The sequence below is a fragment of the Pseudomonas sp. M47T1 genome, assembly GCF_000263855.1.
Lineage (GTDB): Bacteria > Pseudomonadota > Gammaproteobacteria > Pseudomonadales > Pseudomonadaceae > Aquipseudomonas.
This window is the reverse complement of sequence record NZ_AJWX01000001.1, coordinates 52,789-75,381: the sequence shown is the minus strand read 5'-3', so window position 1 is coordinate 75,381 and position 22,593 is coordinate 52,789. Positions and strand designations below refer to the sequence as shown.

Sequence of the window (22,593 nt, the reverse complement as noted above, 5' to 3'; positions counted from 1 at the left end):
TTGGAATTAGAGGTTATTTCTGGGTGCCGTCATCGTGCTGCAGATTGGCCTGGGTCAGGTTGCTGCCGGCCGCCACATTGCGCGTCAGCCACACATTGCCGCCGATGGTGGAGCCCTTGCCAATGGTGATGCGCCCCAGAATGGTCGCCCCGGCATAGATCACCACATCGTCCTCGACAATCGGGTGACGCGGGTGGCCTTTCTGCAACTGCCCCGACTCGTCCGCCGGGAAACGCTTGGCGCCCAGGGTCACGGCCTGGTAGATGCGCACCCGTTCGCCAATTATCGCCGTCTCGCCGATGACCACGCCGGTGCCATGGTCGATGAAGAAGCTGGGGCCGATCTGTGCGCCGGGGTGAATGTCGATGCCGGTGGCCGAATGCGCCAGCTCCGAGCTGATGCGCGCCAGCAATGGCAGGCCAGCACGGTACAGGTGATGCGCCAGGCGGTGATGAATGACGGCGAGGATACCGGGGTAGCACAGCAGCACTTCATCCACGCTGCGCGCCGCCGGGTCGCCGTGGTAGGCCGCCAGCACGTCGGTGTCCAGCAAAATGCGCAGCTGCGGCAAGGCTGCGGCGAAGCCCTGGATCAGCGCCAGGGCGTGGGCGTCCACATCTTCCTGGGCTTGCTGATGGCGGGCGGCGTAGCGCAGCTCCAGCCGGGCCTGGGCCAGCAGCGCATTGAGCGCGGCGTCCAGGGTGTGGCCGACGTAGAAGTCCTCGCTTTCCTCGCGCAGGTCCACCGGGCCCAGGCGCATGGGGAACAACGCGCCGCACAATTGTTCGAGAATGCAGCGCACCGCCTCGCGCGAAGGCAATTGCCGCCCACCCTGCTCGCCGCTGCTGCGCCCATTCGCACTGCGCCACTGCTCGCGCGCACCGCGTAACTGGCCAACGATGGACTGCAGTTGCCAGTGGCCGTTGGGCCCTTGGGGTTTGTCGCTCACAATGGGTACTCCTGAAAGGGCCGCCTGATCGGCGCCCACTCTACGGTAGATTGTCGCACCGCAAAAAGAACGGATTCTGATGGATGGTGAAGTTATGAACATAAGGCAGGGCGGGTGTTCCTTTCCTTACAGAGGGGCTCTTGTGGGAAACCCTCGACCTGGTGGGAGCTCACCCGTCCCGTGGGAGCGGGTTCTCCCCGCGAAAAGAACACCACGGTCCCGCAGGCAGAGCCCGCTCCCAGCACAGCACAGGGTTGCTCACCCATCAGCGGCTGCCTATAGTCCTGTTTCCCCCACCCACCGGAATCCCCATGATCACGCAATCGCTTGCCCGCTTCCCCCGCCTCGAACTGCTCGGTGCGCCCACCGCACTGGAAAAACTCGAGCGACTGTCCCAGTGGGTTGGCCGCGATATCTACGTCAAGCGTGACGACCTGACTCCGCTGGCCATGGGCGGCAACAAGTTGCGCAAACTCGAATACCTGGCCGCCGACGCCCTGGCCCAGGGCTGCGACACCCTGGTCACCGCCGGCGCCATCCAGTCCAACCACGTGCGCCAGACTGCCGCCATCGCCGCCAAGCTGGGCCTGGGCTGCGTGGCCCTGCTGGAAAACCCCATCGCCACCGACGACAGCAACTACCTGGGCAACGGCAACCGCCTGCTGCTGGACCTGTTCGACGCCAAGGTGGAGCTGGTGGAGAACCTGGACAACGCCGACGCACAGCTGCAAGCCCTGGCATTGCGCCTGGCCGACAGCGGCCGCAAGCCGTACCTGGTGCCCATCGGCGGCTCCAACGCGCTGGGCGCCCTGGGCTACGTGCGCGCCGGCCTGGAGCTGGCCGAGCAGATCAAGGCCACGGGCCTGGACTTCGCTGCCGTGGTACTGGCTTCCGGCAGCGCCGGCACCCACAGCGGCTTGGCCCTGGGCCTGAGCGAGTCGCTGCCGCAGTTGCCCGTAATCGGCGTCACCGTGTCACGCCCCGAAGAAACCCAGGCGCCCAAGGTGCAAGGCCTCGCCGAACGCACTGCCGAGCTGCTGGGCGTGCCACTGCCCGACCGCTTCAAGGTAACCCTGTGGGATGAATTCTTCGGCCCGCGCTATGGTGAACCCAACGCCGGCACGTTATCGGCGATAAAGCTGGTGGCCAACCAGGAAGGCCTGCTGCTGGACCCGGTCTACACCGGCAAGGCCATGGCCGGCCTGCTGGACGGCATCGGCCGCCAGCGCTTCGGCCACGGCCCGGTGATTTTCCTGCACACCGGCGGTGCCCCGGCGCTGTTCGCCTACCCGGGCATCTGGTCAAACTGATATACCCGCAACAAATTAAAAATAAACTTTTTATTATTTTCAGCAATAACGACAGGCGGCGATAATTGCGCCTCCAACGCAAGGATGCGTTGCCTTCCCTCACAACAACATGGGGCTTCACATGACTTTTTCTGCGTTGCGTCGCAATCTCCTCATCGCCAGCATGGGCCTGGTCATGGGTTCGGCACTGATTGGCCAAGCCGTGGCCGGTGACGAGTTGGATACCATCAAGAAGAACGGCGAGATCCGCGTCGGCCTGGAAGGTACCTACCCGCCCTTCAGCTTCGTCGACGACAGCGGCAAGCTGAGCGGCTTCGAGGTCGAGTTCGCCCAGGCGCTGGCCAAGGAACTGGGTGTGAAAGCCAAGCTGGAGCCAACCAAGTGGGACGGCATTCTGGCCGCGGTGGACTCCAAGCGCCTGGATGTGGCCATCAACCAGGTGACCATCTCCGACGAGCGCAAGAAGAAGTATGACTTCTCCGAGCCCTACACTGTTTCCGGCATCCAGGCCCTGACCCAGAAGAAAGACGCCGGCAAGATCGCCTCGGCCAACGACCTCACCGGCAAGAAGGTCGGCGTAGGCCTGGGCACCAACTACGAGCAGTGGCTGAAGGACAACGTGCCGGGCGCCATCGTCAAGACCTACGACGACGACCCCACCAAGTACCAGGACCTGCGCGTTGGCCGCATTGACGCCATTTTGGTCGACCGCCTGGCCGCCTTCGAACTGATCAGCAAGACCAACGACACCCTGGCCGTTTCGGGCCCGGCCTTCTCCAAACAGGAAGCCGGCGTGACCCTGCGCAAGGGCGAACCGGAACTGCTGGACGCCATCAACAAGGCAATCGACAAACTGCGCGCCGATGGCACCTTGGCCAAACTGTCGCAGAAGTACTTCGGCGCTGACGTGACAAAATGATCGAAGACAGTCTGAAACTGGCGCTGGATTCAGCGCCTTTCCTGCTCAAGGGTGCCGAGTTCACGGTGCTGCTGAGCCTTGGCGGGATGTTTTTCGGTTTGCTGCTGGGCTTCGGCCTGGCGCTGATGCGGCTGTCGCGCTTCATGATGTTGCGCGGCATTTCGCGGGTGTACGTGTCGTTCTTTCGCGGCACGCCGTTGCTGGTGCAGTTGTTCGTTATCTATTACGGCCTGCCGCAGATCGGTATCGAACTGGACCCACTGCCGGCCGCCCTGATCGGCTTTTCGCTGAACATGGCCGCCTACGTGTGTGAAATTCTGCGGGCCGCCATCAGCTCGGTGGACCGCGGCCAGTGGGAAGCTGCAGCCAGTATCGGCATGACCCGCGGCCAGACATTGCGCCGGGCTATTCTGCCGCAAGCCGCACGCACTGCCCTGCCGCCATTGGGCAACAGCTTCATTTCACTGGTGAAGGACACCGCCCTGGCCGCCACCATCCAAGTGCCGGAACTGTTCCGTCAGGCGCAACTGATCACCGCACGTACCTTCGAAGTGTTCACCATGTACCTGGCCGCAGCCCTGATCTACTGGGTACTTGCCAGTGCCCTGTCAGTGCTGCAGAACCATCTTGAAGCACGGGTGAACCGCCATGACCAGGAGTCCTGACGCCATGATCGTGGTGGAAAAACTGACCAAGCAATTCAACGGCACCACGGTGCTCAAAGGCATCGACCTGCAGGTAGACGCCGGCGAAGTGGTGGCCATCATCGGCCCCAGCGGCTCGGGCAAGACCACGTTCCTGCGCTGCCTGAACCTGCTGGAAACCCCGGACAGCGGACGGATCCGCATGGGCGACATCGAAATCGACTTCAGCCGCATCGCCCAGCAACAGGGGCTGATTCGCCGCCTGCGCCAGCAGGTGGGTTTCGTGTTCCAGAACTTCAACCTGTTCCCGCACCGCACGGCGCTGCAAAACGTGGTCGAAGGCCCGGTGGTGGTCAAGAAGACCCCACGCGCGCAAGCCGAGGCCCTGGGCCGCAAGCTGCTGGCCAAGGTGGGCCTGGCAGGCAAGGAAGACGCCTACCCGCGCAAACTGTCCGGCGGGCAGCAACAACGGGTGGCCATTGCCCGCGCATTGGCCATGGAGCCGGAGGTGATTTTGTTCGACGAACCTACCTCGGCGCTGGACCCGGAACTGGTGGGCGAAGTGCTGGCGACCATTCGCAGCCTGGCTGAAGAGAAACGCACCATGATCATCGTCACCCACGAAATGGCCTTTGCCCGTGACGTGGCCAATCGTGTGGTGTTCTTCGACAAGGGTGTGATCGTGGAACAGGGCGAGGCGAAGGCCTTGTTCGCCAACCCTCGGCAAGAACGCACCCAGCAGTTCCTCAGCAAGTTCCTGGCTGGCTGAAAAGCCCTGTGGGAGCCGACTTGCCAGCGAGTTTTTGAGGCCAGAAAGCTCGCTGGCAAGCCAGCCCCCACAAGGTTATACCTTCGATGGCCGTAGGAAGGGTCTGAACAGCCGCAAAGGCAATCCCCCCACCTTGACCCCGCATCGGCGAAAACCTATCAAGGACGCCCGGCCTCAAGGAGAACCACCATGCGCCTGTTCAATGGATCTGAACTCTCGCCACCCACCCTGCCCGCCTGCGCCAGCCACGGCATCGGCCTGCACGCCGCCAGCCATCTCACCGCCCGCATCGCGCCCTACCCCGACATGAGCCAGGGCGACCTGGTAGAGCTGTTCTGGAACACCCGCTTCGTCCTCGCCCACCCCATACAGGCCGATGAAGTGGACCGCGCCCTGCAGTTGCCTATCCCAGCCAGCTTCGTGTTCGGCGGCGAAGCCCACCTGCATTACCGCGTGCTGCGCGTCGGCCATCGCGCACAGAAATCCCCCGGCCTGAGCGTCGCGGTGAAACTCGATTGCCCCGGCGGGTCGCTGCTTCAGGACGGCGAAAACCAGTTCCTGGCGCCCGTGCAAATGCCCGACACCGTTTGCCTGAACGACTTGAAACGCGGCGTGCCGTTCAGCATCGAGCCCTGGCGCCACATGGCCGCGCTGGACAGCCTGACCCTGCGCTGGGGCGATCTGCGCCTGGACCTGCCGCCGCTGCACGCCAGCCAGCCGGGCCAGCCCATCAAGGGCCGCATCCCCAAATCGATGGTGCGCGAGGCCGGCCAGGACGCCCATCTGGAAGTCACCTATTGCATCCTCGACCGGGTGGGTAACCCGTCTGGCTGGGCCCCTGCGCGGCAGGTGTGCGTGTACCGCGATCCCACTTCTATTGATATTCCTAAAGGTTAGTATATTTAAACTTTATACACGATTAGGGTATATAAACCGGACCACCGGACCAACGTATTTTTCGTCGCGGCCACGCGGCGCTTTTCATGACGTGAGGACGGTATGGTCAGCAACAACGATATCCAGGCGCATCTGGACACCCCGCCACCGCTGCTGCCCGCCAAGGTGCTGGGCAGCGACGCCGAGGCCCTGCAGGCCGCCCATGAACTGGCCGCCGCCGCGCGCAACGGCGCCGCCACCCGTGACCGCGAGCGACAATTGCCCTGGGCGCAGCTCGAGCAGTTCACCGCCAGTGGCCTGGGCAGCATTTCCATCCCCCGCCAGTTCGGCGGGCCGCAGCTTTCCTTCGTGACCATCGCCGAAGTGTTCCGCATTGTCTCGGCCGCCGACCCGGCGCTGGGGCAGATCCCACAGAACCAGTTCGGTCTGCTGCACCTGCTGCCTGGCGTGGCCACCGAACAGCAGCAACGCCACCTGTTCGCCTCGGTGCTGCAAGGCGCACGGATCGGCAACGCCGGCCCCGAACGCGGCACCCGCAACACTCTGGAGCTCAAGGCTCGCATCACCCGCCAGGGCGATGGTTACGTGCTCAACGGCCAGAAGTTCTATTCCACCGGGGCGCTGTTCGCCCACTGGGTGGCGGTCAAGGCGCTGAACGAGGACGGCCGCCAGGTCATGGCTTTCGTGCCCCGTGGCACCCCCGGCCTGCGCATCGTCGACGACTGGAGCGGCTTCGGCCAGCGCACCACCGCCAGCGGCACCGTGCTGCTGGACAACGTGGCCGTGGCCGCGGACCTGGTGGTGGACAACTGGCGCAGCGGTGAACGCCCGAATATCCAGGGCGCCGTGTCGCAGTTGATCCAGGCCGCCATCGATGCCGGCATCGCCGAAGAAGCCATCGCCGACACCATCAGCTTCGTGCGTGAACGTTCGCGGCCGTGGATCGACGCCAACGTCGAACGCGCCAGCCACGACCCCTACGTGATTGCCGACGTCGGCCGCCTGACCCTGGAGCTGCACGCCGCCCAGGCGCTGCTGCGCAAGGCTGGGCGGGTGCTGGACGAAGTGTTCGCCGCCGTCATCGACGAGGCCGCGGCCGCCCGCGCCTCCATTGCCGTGGCCGAGGCCAAGGTACTGACCACCGAAATCTCGCTGCAGGCCAGCGAGAAGCTGCTGGAACTGGCCGGCAGCCGCGCCACCCTGGCCGAGTTCAACCTGGACCGCCATTGGCGCAATGCCCGCGTGCACACCCTGCACGACCCGGTGCGCTGGAAATACCACGCCGTGGGTGACTACCACCTCAACGGCCACCTCCCCGCCCGCCACTCCTGGATTTGACCAGACCACTGGAGAACGCAATGAACGCATTCACCCCCACGCCCGGCCCGGTGGCGCTGATCCGCTCCGACGCCCAGGCCATTGAGACCGCCCACCGCCTGGCCGCCACCCTGCGCCAGGACAGCATCGTGCGCGACCGCGAACGCCGCCTGCCCCATGACGAACTGGCCTTGTTCAGCCAGTCCGGGCTGTGGGGCATCAGCGTGCCCAAGGCCTTCGGCGGCGCCGGGGTGTCCAACGTCACCCTGGCCCAGGTGGTGGCCATCATCGCCCAGGCCGACGCCTCCCTGGGGCAGATCCCGCAGAACCACTATTACGCCCTGGAGGTGCTGCGCGTGAACGCCAGCCCCGCGCAGCAACAGCGCCTGTACGCCGAAGTGCTGGCCGGCCAGCGTTTCGGCAATGCCCTGGCCGAACTGGGCACCAAGACCGCCCACGACCGCACCACCCGCCTGACCCGTGACGGTGAGGGCTACCGCATCGACGGCCGCAAGTTCTACGCCACCGGCGCCCTGTACGCCCAGCGTATCCCTACCTCGGTGGTGGACGAACATGGCGTACAGCAACTGGCCTTCGTGGCCCGCGACAGCCAGGGCCTGGACGTGATTGATGACTGGAGCGGCTTTGGCCAGCGCACCACCGGCAGCGGCTCGGTGGTGTTCGATAACGTCTACGTGGCAGCCGAGGACGTGATCGCGTTCCAGAGCGCCTTCGAGCGCCCTACCCCGGTCGGCCCCCTGGCGCAGATCCTCCACGCCGCCATCGACACCGGCATCGCCCGCGCCGCCTACGAAGATGCCCTGCACTTCGTGCGCACCCGCACCCGGCCCTGGATCGATTCGGGCATAGACAAAGCGGTGGACGACCCTCTGACCCTGAAATCCATCGGCCACCTGGCGGTCCGTCTGCACGCCACCGAAGCACTGCTGGAACGCGCCGGTGAATACCTGGACTTGGCCCAGGCGGACAGCAACGCCGACACCGTGGCCGCCGCCTCCATTGCCGTGGCCGAGGCCCGCGCCATCAGCACCGAAGTGTCGCTCACGGCAGGCTCCACCCTGTTCGAACTGGCCGGCAGCCAGGCCACCCTCGCCGAGCATGGCCTGGACCGTCACTGGCGCAACGCCCGGGTGCACACCCTGCACGACCCGGTGCGCTGGAAGTACCACGCCATTGGCAACTACTACCTCAATGACCAGAAGCCGCCACGCCGGGGGACGATCTGATGAGCGATAAAAAGATCCTGCTCAATGCCTTCAACATGAACTGCATCGGGCACATCAATCACGGCCTGTGGACGCACCCACGCGACACGTCCACCCAGTACAAGACCATCGAATACTGGACCGACCTGGCGAAGACCCTTGAACGCGGCCTGTTCGACGGGCTGTTCATCGCCGATATCGTCGGCGTCTACGACGTGTATCAGGACAGCGTCGACGTGCCCCTGCGCGAGTCCATCCAGTTGCCGGTCAACGACCCGTTACTGCTGGTCTCGGCCATGGCGGCCGTCACCCGCCACCTGGGTTTCGGCCTCACCGCCAACCTCACCTACGAACCGCCGTACCTGTTCGCCCGGCGCATGTCCACCCTCGACCACCTGAGCCGTGGCCGGGTGGGCTGGAACATCGTCACCGGCTACCTGGACAGCGCCGCCAAGGCCATGGGCCTGAGCGAGCAGGCCGAACACGACCGCCGCTACGACCAGGCCGACGAGTACCTGCAAGTACTGTACAAGCTGTGGGAAGGCAGCTGGGAAGACGACGCCGTGGTCAACGACCCGGCCCGCCGCGTGTACGCCGAGCCGACCAAGGTGCACAAGGTCCGCCACCAGGGCGAGTTCTATCAGGTGGAGGGCTATCACCTGTGCGAACCCTCTCCCCAGCGCACACCGGTGCTGTTCCAGGCCGGCGCCTCGGACCGCGGCCTGCTGTTCGCCGGCCGGCACGCCGAGTGCGCATTCATCAGCGGCCAGACCAAGCCCGCCACCCGCGTCCAGGTCGACAAGGTGCGCGCCAGCGCAGCCGCGGCCGGCCGTCGACCGCAGGACATCAAGGTGTTCATGGGCCTGACCGTGATCGTGGCACCGACCGAAGCAGCAGCGCGGGCCAAGCACGCCGAATACCTGGAGTACGCCAGCGCGGAAGCCGGCGTGGCGCATTTCGCCAGCTCCACCGGCATCGACTTTGCCCAGTACGAACTCGACGAGCCTATCCAGTACGTGAAAAGCAACGCCATCCAGTCAGCCACCAAGAACCTGCAGAACAACGACTGGACCCGTCGCAAGCTGCTGGACCAGCACGCCCTGGGCGGACGCTACATCACCCTGGTCGGTTCGCCCGAACAGGTGGCGGACGAGTTGATTGGCTGGCTCGACGAAACCGGGCTGGACGGCTTCAACCTGGCGCGCACCGTCACCCCGGAAAGCTACGTGGACTTCATTGACCTGGTGGTGCCGGAACTGCAACGGCGCGGCCGGTACAAGACCGCCTACGAGGAAGGCACCTTGCGCGAGAAGCTGTTCGAGCAAGGGGCGCGGCTGCCCCAGAACCACATCGCCCGCGAATTCAAGACTTCCGCTGCCTGAACCGTGCCCGCGAGAGGCCCGAATGATCATGACAAATTGTGGACTGAACACCATGAAAATACTCACCACCCTGCTTCTCACCCTCGGCCTTGCCACCACCCTGGCCCACGCCGCCGAAGCCCCGCTGAAAATCGGCACCACCGCCGCCTTCGCCATCCCGCTGGAGGCCGCCGTGGCCGAAGCCGACAAGCAAGGCCTTAAGGTGCAACTGGTGGAATTCACCGACTGGATTGCCCCCAACGTCAGCCTGGCTGCCGGCGACATCGACGTGAACTACTTCCAGCACATCCCCTTCCTGGAAAACGCCAAGGCGGCCGCCGGTTTCGACCTGGCGCCCTACGCACCCGGGATCATCAACAACGTCGGCCTGTACTCCAAGAAGTACAAAAGCTTCAGCGAACTGCCCGACGGCGCCACCGTCGCCATCGCCAACGACCCCATCAACAGTGGTCGCGGCCTGCAACTGCTGGCCAAGGCCAAGCTGATCAGCCTCAAGGATGGCGTGGGCTACAAGGCCACCGAAGACGATATCGTCGCCAACCCCAAGCACCTGAAGATCCTGCAGGTGGAAGCGGTGCAATTGGTGCGTGCCTACGATGACGCCGACCTGGTGCAGGGCTACCCGGCCTACATCCGCCTGGCGAAGACCTTCGATGCCGAATCGGCGCTGCTGTTCGACGGCGTCGACCACCCTGAGTACGTGATCCAGTTCGTCATCCAGCCCAAGAACAAGGCCGACCCTCGCTTGGCCAAGTTCGTCGACATCTACCAGCACTCGCCGGTGGTACGCGCCGCCCTGGACAAGACCTACGGCAAGCTCTACCAGCCCGGTTGGGGGAGCTGAACATGAGCAGCGCCCAACGCCTGATTGAAACGGCCACGGCCATCAGCGCCGAGCGCACCCAGCTGCACCCGGAACTGGCCAATGCCCACGTGCGCTTCATCGGCGTGGGCAAGACCTACCAGGGCCAGCATGGCCCGGTGCAGGCCCTGCAAGGCATTGACCTGAACATCCAGCGCGGCGAGATCTTCGGCATCATCGGCCGCAGCGGTGCCGGCAAGTCGTCGCTGATCCGCACCATCAACCGCCTGGAGCAACCCAGCAGCGGCCGCGTGCTGATTGATCAGGTGGACATCGGCGAATTCGATGAAGACCACCTGGTGGCCCTGCGGCGACGCATCGGCATGATCTTCCAGCACTTCAACCTGATGTCGGCCAAGACCGTGTGGCAGAACGTCGAACTGCCGCTGAAGGTGGCCGGCGTGAGCCAGGCCGAGCGGCATCGCAAGGTCAGCCAGTTGCTGGACCTGGTGGGCCTGGCCGACAAGCGTCACGTCTACCCGGCGCAACTGTCCGGCGGGCAGAAGCAGCGGGTGGGCATCGCTCGCGCGTTGGTGCACGACCCGGCGATACTGCTGTGCGACGAGGCCACCTCGGCGCTGGACCCGGAAACCACCGAATCGATCCTGGCCCTGCTGCGCGATATCAACCAGCGGCTGGGCCTGACGGTGATTCTGATCACCCACGAAATGGCGGTGATCCGCGATATCTGCGACCGCGTGGTGGTACTGGAAAACGGCCAGTTAGTGGAGCAAGGCCCGGTGTGGCAAGTGTTCGGCGATCCACAGCATGAGGTCAGCAAGACCTTGCTGGCGCCCTTGCAACACGGTTTGCCGGCCGAGTTGCAGCAACGTTTGCACCCCGAGCCATACTCCAGCGCATCGGCCCTGGTACTGGGCCTGCGCCTGAATGGTGCCGACGGCGACGAGCCGGACCTGTCAGCACTGTTCCACAGCCTGGGCGGCCGCGTCAGCCTGCTGCAAGGCGGGGTGGAACGTATCCAGGGCCGTGCCCTGGGGCAGTTGGTGATTGCCGTGGCGCATTCGCCGCTGGATCGCCAGCAACTGGTGGAACGTGCGGCCCTGTGGGCGCATCGAGTGGAGGTACTGGGTTATGTGGGCTGAGCGGCTGCTGCAAGGCATCGTCGACACGCTGTTGATGGTGGGTGTGTCGTCCTTTATCGCACTGATCCTGGGCGTTCCGCTGGCAGTGATCCTGGTCACCAGCAGCAAGGGCGGCATCTACGAGGCGCCGGTGGTCAACCGGGTGCTGGGCGCCTTCGTCAATCTGTTTCGTTCGGTGCCGTTCCTGATTCTGATGGTGGCGCTGATCCCCTTCACGCGGCTGATCGTCGGTACCACCTATGGTGTGTGGGCGGCCGTGGTGCCGCTGACCATCGCCGCCACGCCGTTCTTCGCGCGCATCGCCGAAGTCAGCCTGCGCGAGGTGGACCATGGCCTGATCGAGGCCGCCCAGGCCATGGGCTGCCGGCGCTGGCACATCATCTGGCACGTGCTGCTGCCCGAGGCGCGGCCGGGCATCGTCGGCGGTTTCACCATCACCCTGGTGACGATGATCAACTCCTCGGCCATGGCCGGCGCCATCGGTGCCGGCGGCCTGGGCGACATCGCCTACCGTTACGGCTACCAGCGCTTCGACAGCCAGATCATGCTGACTGTAATCGTGCTGCTGGTGGTGCTGGTGGCGTTCATCCAGTTTGGCGGTGATCGGCTGGCCAAGGTGTTGAACAAACGCTGAGGTATCATGGCGGTCATCACCTATCCGTTGGCGACCGCGATGAAACTCGACCCCCAGGCCCTGCAACAGATCACCCAGACCACCCTGGGCAACTACAACCAGACCGCCGAAAGCTTCCGCGAAGGCACCCGCGACCACGACGTAAGCCAGAACATCGAGGCCCTGCTGCGCCATATCCAGGTGCCGGCGCCCGCGCATATCCTCGATTTCGGCTGCGGGCCGGGGCGTGACCTGCGTACCTTCACGCGGCTTGGCCATATCGCCACGGGGCTGGATGGCAGCGAGCGGTTTGCCGAAATGGCGCGGGCGGACAGTGGCTGCGAGGTGTGGCAGCAGAACTTCCTGGCGCTGGACCTGCCCGCCGAACGCTTCGATGGCATCTTCGCCAACGCCGTACTGTTCCACATCCCCAGCCAGGAATTGCCGCGGGTGCTGAGCCAACTGCACGCCACCCTCAAGCCCGGCGGCGTGCTGTTCAGCTCCAACCCGCGTGGCGACAACCAGGAAGGCTGGAAAGGGCCACGGTATGGGGCGTATCACGACCTCGAGAATTGGCGGCGGGTGCTGACCGAGGCTGGGTTTGTCGAGCTTGAACACTACTACCGCCCGGCAGGGCTGCCGCGTGAGCAGCAGCCTTGGTTGGCGAGTGTGTGGCGCAAGGCTTGAGTCCGCGGCGTCTGCTTCCCGAGCGTCGCCCGGTCCGACAAAATCCGAAAAATCTGCCGAGAGATGAACTGGCCTGTCCCAAACAGGCGGGGCATATTGATGGCAAGGCTAGCCGTCGGCGCAATTACGTGTCCGTATGTTACGCAGTGGCCTTCTTCGGCTCCTTGATCCTGTACCACGCCACATAAAGCGCCGGCAGGAACAGCAGCGTCAGCAAGGTGGCGCTGATGATGCCGCCGATCATGGCGTAGGCCATGGGGCCCCAGAATACTTCGCGGGCGATGGGGATCATGCCCAGGCTGGCGGCGGCTGCAGTCAGCAGGATGGGCCGGCGGCGATGCTGGGTGGCTTCCACCACAGCATCCCAGGGCGCGTAGCCGTCGCGTTCGAAGGCGTCGATCTGGGTTACCAGGATCACCGAGTTGCGAATGATGATGCCGATCAGCGCCAGAATCCCCAATATTGCCACAAAGCCCATGGGCGTGCCGGTGGGCACCAGTGCCACCACCACACCAATCAGGCCCAAGGGCGCGACGCTGACCACCAGGAACATTTTCTGCACGCTGTGCAACTGGATCATCAGGAAGGTGGCCATCAGGAACAGCATCAACGGCACCACCTTGGCGATCGGGCCCTGGGCCTTGCCGCTCTCCTCCACGGTTCCGCCGGTGGCCACCTTGTAACCTGCCGGCAGGCTGGCGGCGAAGTGTTCGATGTCGGGCTTGAGCTGGGTTACCAGGTCGGTGGGCTGGATCTGGTCGCGCACCGCCGCCTTGATAGTGATGGTGGGTCGCCGGTCGCGGCGCCACACCAGCGGTTGCTCCAGTTCATAACGCACGGTGGCGAAGGCCAGCAACGGAATCGACACACCATTGGGGGTGACGATCTGCAGGTTCTGCAAGGTCTCCGGCGAGCCACGCTCAGCATTTTCGGCGCGCCCCACCACATTGATCAGGTAAATGTCATCGTTTACCTGGGTGACCGCAGTGCCACTGACAATGCTGTTCATCAGCTTGGCCACGTCTTCCGAGGACAGCCCCAACTGGCGCGCCTTGTCCTGATTGATGTCGATGCGCAGCACCTTGCCCGGTTCATTCCAGTCGTAAATGATCTCGCCTATGTGCGGGTTCTTGTCCAGCATGGTCGCCAGGTCAATGGCGTGCTTGCGCACCTGGTCGATATCCTTGCCACTGACCCGGTACTGAATAGGCCGCCCCACGGGCGGGCCCATTTCCAGGGTTTGCACGTAGCTGCCGATACCCACGAAGTCCTGGCGCAGGCGCTTGCGCAAGCGCTCCATCAGCGCGGCGCGCTGCTCCAGGCTCTTGCTGACAATCACCAGTTGGGCGTAGTAGGGGTTTTCCAGTTGCTGGTCCAGCGGCAGGTAGAAACGAATCGCGCCCTGGCCTATGTAGGTACTCCAGCGGGCGATGTCCGGGTCGTCCTTGAGCGTTGCTTCCAGCTTGTCCACGGCCTTTTGCGTCTCGTTGATGGAGGCGTTCTGCGGCAGGTTGAGCTCCACCAGCACCTCGGGACGGTCCGAGGAGGGAAAGAACTGATTCTGCACGAAACGCATGCAGAACACCGACAGCAGGAACAGGCCCACAGTGATGATCACCGTCAGCCAGCGGTGGCGCATGGCCCACAGCAGCCCACCGTCAAAGGCCCGGCCGATGCGCCCCGGTTCATTGGAATGGGGTTTCACCTTGGTACTGAGGATATGCACGCCCAGCACCGGCGCGAACAGCACGGCCACGACCCAGGACACCAGCATGGCCACGGCAATCACCGCAAACAGGGTGAAGGTGTACTCGCCCGCCGAGCTGGCGTTCAGCCCGATGGGCACGAAACCGGCCACCGTCACCAGGGTACCGGTGAGCATGGGGAACGCCGTGGAGGTGTAGGCGAACGTGGCCGCCTGTTCCTTGGTCTCGCCCATTTCCAGGCGTGTGACCATCATCTCCACGGTAATCATCGCGTCGTCCACCAGCAGGCCCAGGGCGATGATCAACGCCCCCAGGGAAATGCGCTGCATGGTGATGCCGCTGTACTCCATGAACACGAAGACCATGGCCAGCACCAGCGGGATCGAGCAGGCCACCACCAACCCAGCGCGTACGCCCAGGCTGATGAAGCTGACCACCAGCACGATGATCACCGCCTCGAACAGCGCACTGGTGAAGCCGCCCACCGCCTCTTCCACCACCTGAGCCTGGTCGGACACGTTGTGAATGCCTACGCCCACCGGCAGGTCGGCGGTGATCTCGGTGATGCGCTGGTGCAACGCCTTGCCGAAGGACTGGATATTGCCGCCGTCGCGCATGGCAATGGCCAGGCCAATGGCGGGCTGGCCGTTGAACCGGAACATCGGCGCGGGCGGGTCGCTGTACCCACGCTGGATGTCGGCAACGTCGGCCAGGCGGTAGAAGCGATCGTTGAGCCGCAGGTTCACCGCCGCCAGGTCCTTCTCGGACGCGAACTGGCCGCTGGTGCGCACCGAAATGCGCTCGGGGCCGGCCTCGATCACGCCGGCGGGGGTCACCGCGTTCTGCGCTTGCAGAGCCTGCACCACCTGGCGCTGGTCAATGCCCAGCGCCGCCAGTTTGCGGGTGGAGAAGTTCAGGTAGAGCACTTCGTCCTGCTGGCCGATCATTTCCACCTTGCCCAGCCCGGGCACCTGGCGAATCTCGGCGCGCGCCTGCTCCACGTAGTCGCGCAGTTGGCGCATGCTCAGGCCATCGGCAGTAAAGGCGTAGATCGAGCCATAGACGTCACCGAACTCGTCGTTGAATGCCGGGCCCTGGATACCCTGGGGGAAACTGCCGCGAATGTCGTCGATCTTCTTGCGTACTTGATACCAGATCTGCGGAATGGCCTTGCCATTGGTGGTGTCGCGCAGGTACACGAACACCGTCGACTCACCCGGCCGGGTATAGCTTTTCACGTAGTCCAGCGAGTCCAGTTCTTCGAGCTTTTTCTCGATGCGGTCGGTGACCTGCAGCAAGGTTTCGTCCTGGGTGGCGCCCGGCCAGCGGGTCTGGATGACCATGGTCTTGATGGTAAAACTGGGGTCTTCCTCGCGCCCCAGGTTGAGGTAGGAAAACACCCCCATCAACAGCGCCACGAACATCAGGTACCAGACGAAAGACTGATGCTTGAGCGCCCAATCGGACAGGTTGAAGCTTCCTTTCATCGCGCACTGCCCTCGTCGACTTTGACCTTCTGCCCCGGCTTCAGGCTGTTCACGCCGGCACTCACCACACGCTCGCCGGCTTTCACCCCGGCACTGACCACCACCGAGTCGTCATCGCGGCTCAGCACGTGCACGTCCCGTGGCGAAACGGTCTGGCTTTGCCCGTCAATCACCCAGATACGCGATTTCCCTTCAGCCTCCTGGACGGCGCTCAGCGGCAACTCCACCTTGGGTTCGATGGCCGTGCTCAAGGTCACGCTGATGGCGGTGCCCAGGCGGAACGCCGCGGGCGTGTCGGCCAGGGTCAAGCGCGCGCGACGGGTGCGCGTGGCACTGTCAGCCTGGGGTTCCAGCTCGCGCACGCTGGCGGCGGTGGTGATGCTCGGTTCAAGTTGATCGGCCACCGTGAAAGCGACCCCCGGCGGCAACTGCTCGGCCAGCGAGGACGGCAGGTCGATGACCGCCTCCTTGATATCGGGCCGGGCCAGGGTCACCACTTCCTGGCCGGCGCTGACCACTTGCCCGGCCTCGACGTTCCAGTGAGTGACCACGGCATCGTGGTCAACGCGCAGCTCGCTGTAGTTGAGCTGGTCCTTGGCCTGGCTGACCGAGGCCTGCGCCTGGTCCAGCGAGGCCTTGGTGGTTTTCAGGTTGGTTTGCGCCACGTCCAGTTGCGCCTGGGCGCCCACGCCGCGGTCGAACAACTCCTGCTGGCGGCGCGCATCGGCCTGGGCATTGATCCACTGCGCCTGGATGCGCGCCAGGTCACCCTGGCTTGAGCGCAACTGGTTCTGCAGGTCGGTAGGGTCCAGGGTGGCCAGCAGGTCGCCGGCCTTCACCTGGGCGCCCACGTCCACCGCCCGCCGGGCAATGCGCCCGGCCACGCGAAAGCCCACCGTGCTTTCATAGCGCGCCTGAATAGTGCCGGCGAATCGCCCCAACTGCTCCAGGTTCTGCGGCGTGATCTGTATCGACAGTACCGGCCGAACGGGGTCGGGCGGCGGCTCGCGCTTGGAACAGGCCGACAGCGCAAAGCCCATGCACATGATTGCCAGCGTGCGGCTCATGGCTTGTCCTCGGCAGGTTCCTGGGTAGCGATTTCCACGTTCATGTCCGGGTGCAGCAGCTGCACACCCGCTACCACCACTCGCTCGCCGTTTTGCAGGCCGTCGCCGATCACTACCTTGCCCGTGAGGTAGCGGCTGACAATGACCTTCTGCAGGTTGACCTTGCCCTGCGCGTCCACCAGCCATACGGCGGGGTCACTGCCGTCCTTGGTCAGCGCCGACCAGGGCAGCTCGATGCTGGGCTTGGCCGGGCCGCTCAAGGTACCGCTTACCACCGAACCCAGGTTCATGCCAGCGGGCAGGCTGGCCAGGGCCACCTTGACCTGCAAGGTACCGGTCTGGGCGGACACCGCCGGGGTCACTTCGCGGACCTTGCCAGTGGTCTTGACCTTGGGGTCTTCCACCAGGCTGATAGGGATTGGCTGGTCGGTAGGCGGCTCGACGAACAGTGATTCGTAGACATTGAATACCGCGTCGCGCTCGCCGTCCCGGGCCAGGCTGAAAATCGGTACGGTAGCCTGCACCACCTGCCCCACTTCGGCCTGGCGTGCGGTAATGATGCCCGCCGCATCGGCCACCAGGTCGGTGTAGCTCAACTGCTCGCGGGCGCTGGCCAGTTGTGCGTTGGCGGCGCTCAGGGCGCTCTGGCTGCTGCGCAAGGAGGCCTGGGCAGAGTCGAATTCGCTTTGGCTGGTGTACCCCTTGGGCAGGAGCTTTTGCTGGCGCACAAAGGCGGCCTGGGCCTGGGTGACCCGCGCCTGTTCAGCAAACACCGCAGCCTTGGCCGAGTCGACGTTGGTCTGCAAATCTTTGGGGTCCAACTGGGCCAGCACCTGGTGGGCACTGATGCGGTCACCGACATCGACCATGCGCTTGATGATCTTGCCGCCGACGCGGAAGGACAGCTGGGTTTGCACCCGCGCCTGTACATCGCCAGTCAGGCTGACAGGCGCGGCGAAATCCGTGGCCTGTACCGATAGCACCTTGACCCGGGGTAACTCACGTTCCACCGGCTTGCCCTGCCCACAGCCAGCCAGCGCTGCCGCCAGGCACACGCCGACCACCAACCCAAAACGACGAGCAGCCATGCAAGCTCCTTTGCGCGCGCTGTTTTTGCCCTGACTCTATGCGACTGTGAGCGTAGCTCAGGGTTCATCGCGTGGACAATCACGTCGATCTGGGCAAAACCGCAATCCTTCAGCAACCACTGCCTTTTGTGGGCGCTGGCATGCCAGCGAGCTGTTGAGGCCCGAAAAGCTCGCCGGCAAGCCGGCTCCCACGAACGCAGCAGCGGCTACAGGATCTGAGGGATCAACCCTGCCACTTGCCGCCTTCTACGATCACGCTCTCAGGCTTGGTATCGTCGCTCAGTTCCTTGCGCACGTACTGGTCGTAGAGCTTGAGCAGGTACTTCTGCTCGCCCAGCTTGGCCAGTTCAACGTTCACCCAGTCACGCAACTCGATATTGCCCTTCTTCACCGCAGGCGCGATCGGCGCTTCGGCGCCCAGCTTCTCATCCAGCACGCGGTAGCCCGGGTTCTGCTTGGCCCAGCTGAACAGCACCAGGTTATCTTGGGCGTAGGCATCGCCACGGCCATTGGCCAGGGCCTGCAGCGACTCGGAGTTTTTCTCGAACTTCAGCAGTTTCCAGTCCGGATGGTTCTTGGTCAGCCAGACATCCGCCGTGGTACCGGTGGTGACGATGGTGGTACGGGTGGCCAGGTCATCCAGGTTCTTCACGCTGCTGTCCTGGGGCACCAAGGCCTGCACAGCCACCTTGAGGTTGGGGTTGGTGAAATCCACGGCTTGCTGACGCTCGGGGGTCACGGTCATATTGGCCAGGATCAGGTCGACCTTGTCGCTTTGCAGGAAGGGGATGCGGCTGGCGGGCTCCACGGCCACGAACTCCACCTTGTTTTCATCGCCCAGCAGGTCCTTGGCAAATTGGCGGGCGATGTCGGTATCAAAGCCCACGTAGCGGCCCTTCTCGTCGACGAAGCCAAACGGTGGCTTGTCGGTGAATACCCCCACAATCAGCTTGTCCCGCGCCTTGATGGTGTCCAGATAGCGGGTGGTAGCCGGCGCGGCGCCGGAGGCCACCGGCTTGGCGGGTGCTTCGGATTTGTTGCAACCGGCCAGCAAGGCCAACCCCAGCAGGGGCGCCCACAACAGTGACGACTTGGCAGTTTTCATGAAAGCTCCTTTGCATGCGACTTGGGCATGGCTTCGACATAGGAGAATTTCTCCAGGAACTGCTGCGCGCGTGCGGTCTGCGGGTTCGTAAAGAAAGCCTCGGGATTCTGCTGTTCAAGGATGCGCCCGGCTTCCATGAACACAATGCGGTCGGCCACCGCGCGAGCGAAGGCCATTTCGTGAGTGACTATCAGCATGGTCATGCCGCCGCGGGCCAGGTCCAGGATCACTTCCAGCACTTCCTTGACCATCTCCGGGTCCAGCGCCGCAGTGACCTCGTCGAACAGCATCACCTGCGGGTTCATGCACAGGGAGCGGACGATAGCGATGCGCTGCTGCTGGCCTCCGGAAAGCTGGCGTGGGTAGGCGTCGCGCTTGTCCCACAGCCCCACCCGGCGCAGCAGCGCCTCGGCCTGGGCGCTGGCTTCGCCGCGCTCGCGGCCTTGCACTTTGAGCGGGCCGAGCAAAATGTTGTCGAGCACGCTCATGTGCCCGAACAAGTGGTAGCTCTGGAACACCATGCCCACTTGCTGACGCACCTGGCGCCAGTCGGTGGTCTTGGTCAGCAGTTCCTCGCCGGCCAGGCGCAGGCTGCCGCTGTGGGCCACTTCCAGGCCATTGAGGCAGCGCAGCAAGGTGCTCTTGCCACAGCCGCTGGGGCCCAGCACCACGATCACCTCACCGGCCTGTACATCCAGGTCGATGCCGTCTAGCACCTGGTGGGCGCCGAAGTATTTGTTGAAACCCTTGAACTCGATCAGTGCGCTCATGCTTGCGTCCAGCGCCGCTCCAGCACGCGGGAGGCGGCCGACAGCGGGTAGCAGATAAAAAAGAAGAACAGGAACAGCGCGCCGTAGATCAGTACTGATTCATAGGTGCGCTCGATGATCTGCTGGCCCACTTTGATCACGTCGACCACACCGATCAGCACCGCCAGCGAGCTGGTCTTGATGATGCGCGTGTAGATGTTGATGGTGGGTGGTGTCATGCGCTTGAGCGCCTGGGGCAACAGTACATAGCCGTACAGCTGAACGCCGGACAGACCGATGGACAGCCCCGCCTCGCGCTGGCCGCGCGGCAGCGACTGAAGTGCACCGCGCACCACCTCGCCTACCTCGGTGGCACCCCACAGCGACAACACCAGCACCGCGCACCAGAACGCCGGAATGCTCAGGCCCAGGAAGATCGGCAAACCGAAGAACAGCAGGTACAGCCAGACCAGCACCGGAATGGCGCGGAACAGCTCCAGGTACACCCGCAACAACAGGTTCACGCCGCGCAGGCCAAGGCTGCGCAACACGCCATACAGCAACCCGCCCAGGCTGCTGAAGACAATGCTCAACGCCGAAATCGCCAGTGTCTGCGCGGCGCCCTTGGCCAGTTGCGGCGAGGACACCAGCAGCAACTCAAGACCCGAACTGGCCATGCTGCAGCCTCCGTTCCAGGTAGCTGAGCAACAGCGACAGTGGCAGGAACAGCAGCACGCAAATCAGCGTCAGCACCGTGAGCATTTCGTAGGTCTTGTAGTACAAGGCGATGTAGCTCTTGGTGGTGTAGAGAATTTCCGGCACGGCCACGGCCGAGACCACGGTGGTTTCCTTGAGCAGGAAAATGAAATTGGCGAACAGCGCCGGCAGGCTGAGGATGCCAGCCTGGGGCAGGATCACGTGGCGCAGCAACTGGGTGTTGGAGAGCCCAATGGAACGGCCGGATTCGATCTGCGCGGCAGGCACCGCCTCCACGCCGGCGCGCAGCACCTCGGTGAGGTAGGCGCCGCCCAGGAAAGTCATGGTGATGATGGCCGCAGTGAAGCCTGAGACCTTGACGCCCAGCGCCGGCAGGGCGAAGTAGACGAAAAACAGCTGGATCAGCAAGGGCGTGTTGCGCGCCAGCTCCACGTAAAGGGCCACCAGGCGATGCAGGTAAGGGGTGCGGTATGCGAGCAACGCGACATTGACCAGCGCCACCAGCAACGAGGTGGCAATGGCGATCAAACCAACTTGCAGCGTAACCCCTACCGCCCTGAGGAAGGCCGGCAGCGTGCTGAGGATAAAAGGGACATCGAGGTTCAAGGAAAAGCAGCCTCCTGGCGCGCTGTCGGGTGACGGCGCAGGAAGCGACTTTAAAGGTATATAAAAGTAAATTTAAATACCGTTAAGGAATATGCATATCACTGATTTTTTTCGCCTGGGCCATGGATCTTTTTCGCACGGCCGTACTCGAAAAAAATCAGCCATTGCAAGGAAGACCCACAATGAATAACAACACCGTGAAGAAGCTCGACCCACAGGAAGTGCTCAAGCTGCTGGCCGCCCTGCGCCGCGCGGTCAAGGCGGCGCGATAGGCAGTGGGGGGCAATCATTGTGTGGTAGCGGGCTCTGCCCGCGAAGGGTCCGCCGCAGTGATTCAGACACCGCGCGGTGATGGTTTGCGGGTAGAACCCGCTCCCACAGAACAAGCCTTGCACACTACACAATAAAAAACGCCGACGCTGTGCAAGCCGTCGGCGTTTTTGGGTCAGCGAGTGCTGGCGGCTATCAGAACGCCGGCAGTACCGCGCCGTTGTATTTCTTCTCGATGAACGCCTTCACTTCTGGGCTGGTCAGGGCGGCGGCCAGTTTCTTCATGGCGTCGCTGTCCTTGTTGTCCGGGCGGGCAACCAGGTAGTTCACGTACGGCGAGTCGGCGCCTTCAATCACCAGGGCGTCCTTGGCCGGGTTCAGGCCCGCGTCCAGCGCGTAGTTGGTGTTGATCATGTCCAGGTCAACCTGGTCCAGGGCGCGTGGCAGCATGGCCGATTCCAGCTCCTTGAACTTCAGGTGCTTAGGGTTCTCGGCGATGTCTTTCGGCGTGGCCAGGGCGTTCTTCGGATCTTTCAGGGTGATCAGGCCGGCTTTCTGCAGCAGGATCAGGGCGCGGCCGCTGTTGCTACCTTCGTTCGGAATGGCAACGGTAGCGCCGTCTTTGAGCTCGGACAGCGACTTGATTTTCTTCGAGTAGCCGCCGAAGGGTTCAACGTGAACGCCGACCACAGTGACCAGGTTGGTGCCCTTGCCTTCGTTGAAGTTCTTCAGGTAGGGCAGGGTCTCGAAGTAGTTGGCGTCAAGACGCTTCTGGTCAACCTGCACGTTTGGCTGCACGTAGTCGGTGAATACCTTGATTTCCAGGTCCACACCTTCCTTGGCCAGGATCGGCTTCACCAGCTCAAGGATTTCAGCGTGCGGGACCGGGGTGGCGGCAACCACCAGTTTTTCGTTGGCGTTGGCAACACCCATGGTCAGGGCGGCGGCCAGGGCAGTGAACAGCAGAGCCTTTTTCATGCAAAGTCCTTGATCAATAAGGTGCCAGCTGCGTAGTTGGCCGGCTTGGTGGCGGACGATACCGATATTTTTTATATCAATACAATATCTTTTATTTCAATGCTTATGCCCTTTTTGCGATTTCTCGGCAAATGGCCATGTA

Annotated in this window: 21 protein-coding genes; 12 read left to right on the top strand and 9 right to left on the bottom strand. The window is 63.7% G+C overall.

Annotated elements, in window-relative coordinates; all coding sequences use genetic code 11:
• Positions 1-13 precede the first annotated feature (13 nt).
• Positions 14-949, bottom strand: a complete 936-nt coding sequence (gene epsC, locus PMM47T1_RS00350) for a serine O-acetyltransferase EpsC (RefSeq protein ID WP_008364695.1) — start codon at positions 947-949, stop codon at positions 14-16.
• 311 nt (positions 950-1,260) lie between these two features.
• On the opposite strand from epsC, the gene PMM47T1_RS00345 reads away from it, so the two are divergent.
• From PMM47T1_RS00345 to PMM47T1_RS00290, 12 genes are all read left to right on the top strand, one after another.
• Entirely contained in the window at positions 1,261-2,259 is a 999-nt protein-coding gene (locus tag PMM47T1_RS00345; protein ID WP_008364693.1) for a D-cysteine desulfhydrase, read from the top strand.
• A gap of 121 nt (positions 2,260-2,380) precedes the next feature.
• The gene (gene tcyJ, locus PMM47T1_RS00340) at positions 2,381-3,178 is read left to right on the top strand and encodes a cystine ABC transporter substrate-binding protein (protein WP_008364691.1); all 798 of its coding nucleotides are present in this window, start codon (positions 2,381-2,383) and stop codon (positions 3,176-3,178) included.
• Positions 3,175-3,843: a cystine ABC transporter permease gene (gene tcyL, locus PMM47T1_RS00335; protein WP_008364690.1), complete on the top strand. Its 669-nt coding sequence runs from the start codon at positions 3,175-3,177 to the stop codon at positions 3,841-3,843. Before tcyJ ends, tcyL begins: the two co-directional genes overlap by 4 nt.
• Before the next feature lie 4 nt (positions 3,844-3,847).
• Entirely contained in the window at positions 3,848-4,591 is a 744-nt protein-coding gene (tcyN, locus tag PMM47T1_RS00330; RefSeq protein WP_008364688.1) for an L-cystine ABC transporter ATP-binding protein TcyN, read from the top strand.
• Positions 4,592-4,780: 189 nt separating this feature from the next.
• Positions 4,781-5,488, top strand: coding sequence for a hypothetical protein (locus PMM47T1_RS00325; protein ID WP_008364686.1), 708 nt, complete (start codon positions 4,781-4,783; stop codon positions 5,486-5,488).
• Between the two features lie 102 nt (positions 5,489-5,590).
• Positions 5,591-6,826 carry an SfnB family sulfur acquisition oxidoreductase gene (locus tag PMM47T1_RS00320; RefSeq protein WP_008364684.1) on the top strand — a complete coding sequence of 412 codons (1,236 nt, stop codon included), beginning with the start codon at positions 5,591-5,593 and terminating at the stop codon, positions 6,824-6,826.
• Between the two features lie 20 nt (positions 6,827-6,846).
• The gene (locus PMM47T1_RS00315) at positions 6,847-8,052 is read left to right on the top strand and encodes an SfnB family sulfur acquisition oxidoreductase (RefSeq protein WP_008364682.1); all 1,206 of its coding nucleotides are present in this window, start codon (positions 6,847-6,849) and stop codon (positions 8,050-8,052) included.
• The gene (locus tag PMM47T1_RS00310; RefSeq protein WP_008364681.1) at positions 8,052-9,413 is read left to right on the top strand and encodes an LLM class flavin-dependent oxidoreductase; all 1,362 of its coding nucleotides are present in this window, start codon (positions 8,052-8,054) and stop codon (positions 9,411-9,413) included. The genes PMM47T1_RS00315 and PMM47T1_RS00310 overlap by 1 nt, the downstream gene beginning before the upstream one ends.
• Positions 9,414-9,465: 52 nt before the next feature.
• Entirely contained in the window at positions 9,466-10,257 is a 792-nt protein-coding gene (locus tag PMM47T1_RS00305) for a MetQ/NlpA family ABC transporter substrate-binding protein (RefSeq protein WP_008364678.1), read from the top strand.
• A gap of 2 nt (positions 10,258-10,259) precedes the next feature.
• Positions 10,260-11,378: a methionine ABC transporter ATP-binding protein gene (locus PMM47T1_RS00300; protein WP_008364676.1), complete on the top strand. Its 1,119-nt coding sequence runs from the start codon at positions 10,260-10,262 to the stop codon at positions 11,376-11,378.
• On the top strand, positions 11,368-12,012 hold the full coding sequence (locus PMM47T1_RS00295) for a methionine ABC transporter permease (RefSeq protein ID WP_008364673.1): 645 nt from the start codon (positions 11,368-11,370) through the stop codon (positions 12,010-12,012). The genes PMM47T1_RS00300 and PMM47T1_RS00295 overlap by 11 nt, the downstream gene beginning before the upstream one ends.
• 39 nt (positions 12,013-12,051) lie before the next feature.
• Positions 12,052-12,678, top strand: a complete 627-nt coding sequence (locus tag PMM47T1_RS00290) for a class I SAM-dependent methyltransferase (protein ID WP_008364671.1) — start codon at positions 12,052-12,054, stop codon at positions 12,676-12,678.
• A gap of 139 nt (positions 12,679-12,817) precedes the next feature.
• Here PMM47T1_RS00290 and PMM47T1_RS00285 read toward each other — a convergent pair whose 3' ends face one another.
• From PMM47T1_RS00285 to PMM47T1_RS00250, 8 genes are all read right to left on the bottom strand, one after another.
• Positions 12,818-15,871 carry an efflux RND transporter permease subunit gene (locus tag PMM47T1_RS00285; protein ID WP_008364670.1) on the bottom strand — a complete coding sequence of 1,018 codons (3,054 nt, stop codon included), beginning with the start codon at positions 15,869-15,871 and terminating at the stop codon, positions 12,818-12,820.
• Positions 15,868-16,938 (bottom strand): efflux RND transporter periplasmic adaptor subunit, encoded by a 1,071-nt coding sequence (locus PMM47T1_RS00280; protein ID WP_008364667.1) that lies wholly within the window; start codon positions 16,936-16,938, stop codon positions 15,868-15,870. The genes PMM47T1_RS00285 and PMM47T1_RS00280 overlap by 4 nt, the downstream gene beginning before the upstream one ends.
• Positions 16,935-18,026, bottom strand: coding sequence for an efflux RND transporter periplasmic adaptor subunit (locus tag PMM47T1_RS00275; protein WP_008364665.1), 1,092 nt, complete (start codon positions 18,024-18,026; stop codon positions 16,935-16,937). Before PMM47T1_RS00275 ends, PMM47T1_RS00280 begins: the two co-directional genes overlap by 4 nt.
• Before the next feature lie 223 nt (positions 18,027-18,249).
• Positions 18,250-19,131: a transporter substrate-binding domain-containing protein gene (locus PMM47T1_RS00270; RefSeq protein WP_008364663.1), complete on the bottom strand. Its 882-nt coding sequence runs from the start codon at positions 19,129-19,131 to the stop codon at positions 18,250-18,252.
• A complete protein-coding gene (locus tag PMM47T1_RS00265; RefSeq protein ID WP_008364661.1) occupies positions 19,128-19,901 on the bottom strand; it encodes an amino acid ABC transporter ATP-binding protein in 774 nt (257 codons plus the stop codon). Before PMM47T1_RS00265 ends, PMM47T1_RS00270 begins: the two co-directional genes overlap by 4 nt.
• Positions 19,898-20,557, bottom strand: coding sequence for an amino acid ABC transporter permease (locus PMM47T1_RS00260; protein WP_008364660.1), 660 nt, complete (start codon positions 20,555-20,557; stop codon positions 19,898-19,900). Before PMM47T1_RS00260 ends, PMM47T1_RS00265 begins: the two co-directional genes overlap by 4 nt.
• Complete coding sequence (locus tag PMM47T1_RS00255; RefSeq protein WP_008364659.1) at positions 20,538-21,203, bottom strand: amino acid ABC transporter permease; 666 nt, start codon at positions 21,201-21,203, stop codon at positions 20,538-20,540. Before PMM47T1_RS00255 ends, PMM47T1_RS00260 begins: the two co-directional genes overlap by 20 nt.
• Before the next feature lie 465 nt (positions 21,204-21,668).
• Positions 21,669-22,451: a MetQ/NlpA family ABC transporter substrate-binding protein gene (locus PMM47T1_RS00250; protein ID WP_008364658.1), complete on the bottom strand. Its 783-nt coding sequence runs from the start codon at positions 22,449-22,451 to the stop codon at positions 21,669-21,671.
• Between the last annotated feature and the right edge of the window lie 142 nt (positions 22,452-22,593).

Excerpts from the sequence above, each read along its gene's own strand:
- PMM47T1_RS00345 (WP_008364693.1), top strand. The coding sequence starts at position 1,261 with ATGATCACGCAATCGCTTGCCCGCTTCCCCCGCCTCGAACTGCTCGGT.
- tcyJ (WP_008364691.1), top strand. The coding sequence starts at position 2,381 with ATGACTTTTTCTGCGTTGCGTCGCAATCTCCTCATCGCCAGCATGGGC.
- tcyL (WP_008364690.1), top strand. The coding sequence starts at position 3,175 with ATGATCGAAGACAGTCTGAAACTGGCGCTGGATTCAGCGCCTTTCCTG.
- tcyN (WP_008364688.1), top strand. The coding sequence starts at position 3,848 with ATGATCGTGGTGGAAAAACTGACCAAGCAATTCAACGGCACCACGGTG.
- PMM47T1_RS00325 (WP_008364686.1), top strand. The coding sequence starts at position 4,781 with ATGCGCCTGTTCAATGGATCTGAACTCTCGCCACCCACCCTGCCCGCC.
- PMM47T1_RS00320 (WP_008364684.1), top strand. The coding sequence starts at position 5,591 with ATGGTCAGCAACAACGATATCCAGGCGCATCTGGACACCCCGCCACCG.
- PMM47T1_RS00315 (WP_008364682.1), top strand. The coding sequence starts at position 6,847 with ATGAACGCATTCACCCCCACGCCCGGCCCGGTGGCGCTGATCCGCTCC.
- PMM47T1_RS00310 (WP_008364681.1), top strand. The coding sequence starts at position 8,052 with ATGAGCGATAAAAAGATCCTGCTCAATGCCTTCAACATGAACTGCATC.
- PMM47T1_RS00305 (WP_008364678.1), top strand. The coding sequence starts at position 9,466 with ATGAAAATACTCACCACCCTGCTTCTCACCCTCGGCCTTGCCACCACC.
- PMM47T1_RS00300 (WP_008364676.1), top strand. The coding sequence starts at position 10,260 with ATGAGCAGCGCCCAACGCCTGATTGAAACGGCCACGGCCATCAGCGCC.
- PMM47T1_RS00295 (WP_008364673.1), top strand. The coding sequence starts at position 11,368 with ATGTGGGCTGAGCGGCTGCTGCAAGGCATCGTCGACACGCTGTTGATG.
- PMM47T1_RS00290 (WP_008364671.1), top strand. The coding sequence starts at position 12,052 with ATGAAACTCGACCCCCAGGCCCTGCAACAGATCACCCAGACCACCCTG.
- PMM47T1_RS00285 (WP_008364670.1), bottom strand. The coding sequence starts at position 15,871 with ATGAAAGGAAGCTTCAACCTGTCCGATTGGGCGCTCAAGCATCAGTCT.
- PMM47T1_RS00280 (WP_008364667.1), bottom strand. The coding sequence starts at position 16,938 with ATGAGCCGCACGCTGGCAATCATGTGCATGGGCTTTGCGCTGTCGGCC.
- PMM47T1_RS00275 (WP_008364665.1), bottom strand. The coding sequence starts at position 18,026 with ATGGCTGCTCGTCGTTTTGGGTTGGTGGTCGGCGTGTGCCTGGCGGCA.
- PMM47T1_RS00270 (WP_008364663.1), bottom strand. The coding sequence starts at position 19,131 with ATGAAAACTGCCAAGTCGTCACTGTTGTGGGCGCCCCTGCTGGGGTTG.
- PMM47T1_RS00265 (WP_008364661.1), bottom strand. The coding sequence starts at position 19,901 with ATGAGCGCACTGATCGAGTTCAAGGGTTTCAACAAATACTTCGGCGCC.
- PMM47T1_RS00260 (WP_008364660.1), bottom strand. The coding sequence starts at position 20,557 with ATGGCCAGTTCGGGTCTTGAGTTGCTGCTGGTGTCCTCGCCGCAACTG.
- PMM47T1_RS00250 (WP_008364658.1), bottom strand. The coding sequence starts at position 22,451 with ATGAAAAAGGCTCTGCTGTTCACTGCCCTGGCCGCCGCCCTGACCATG.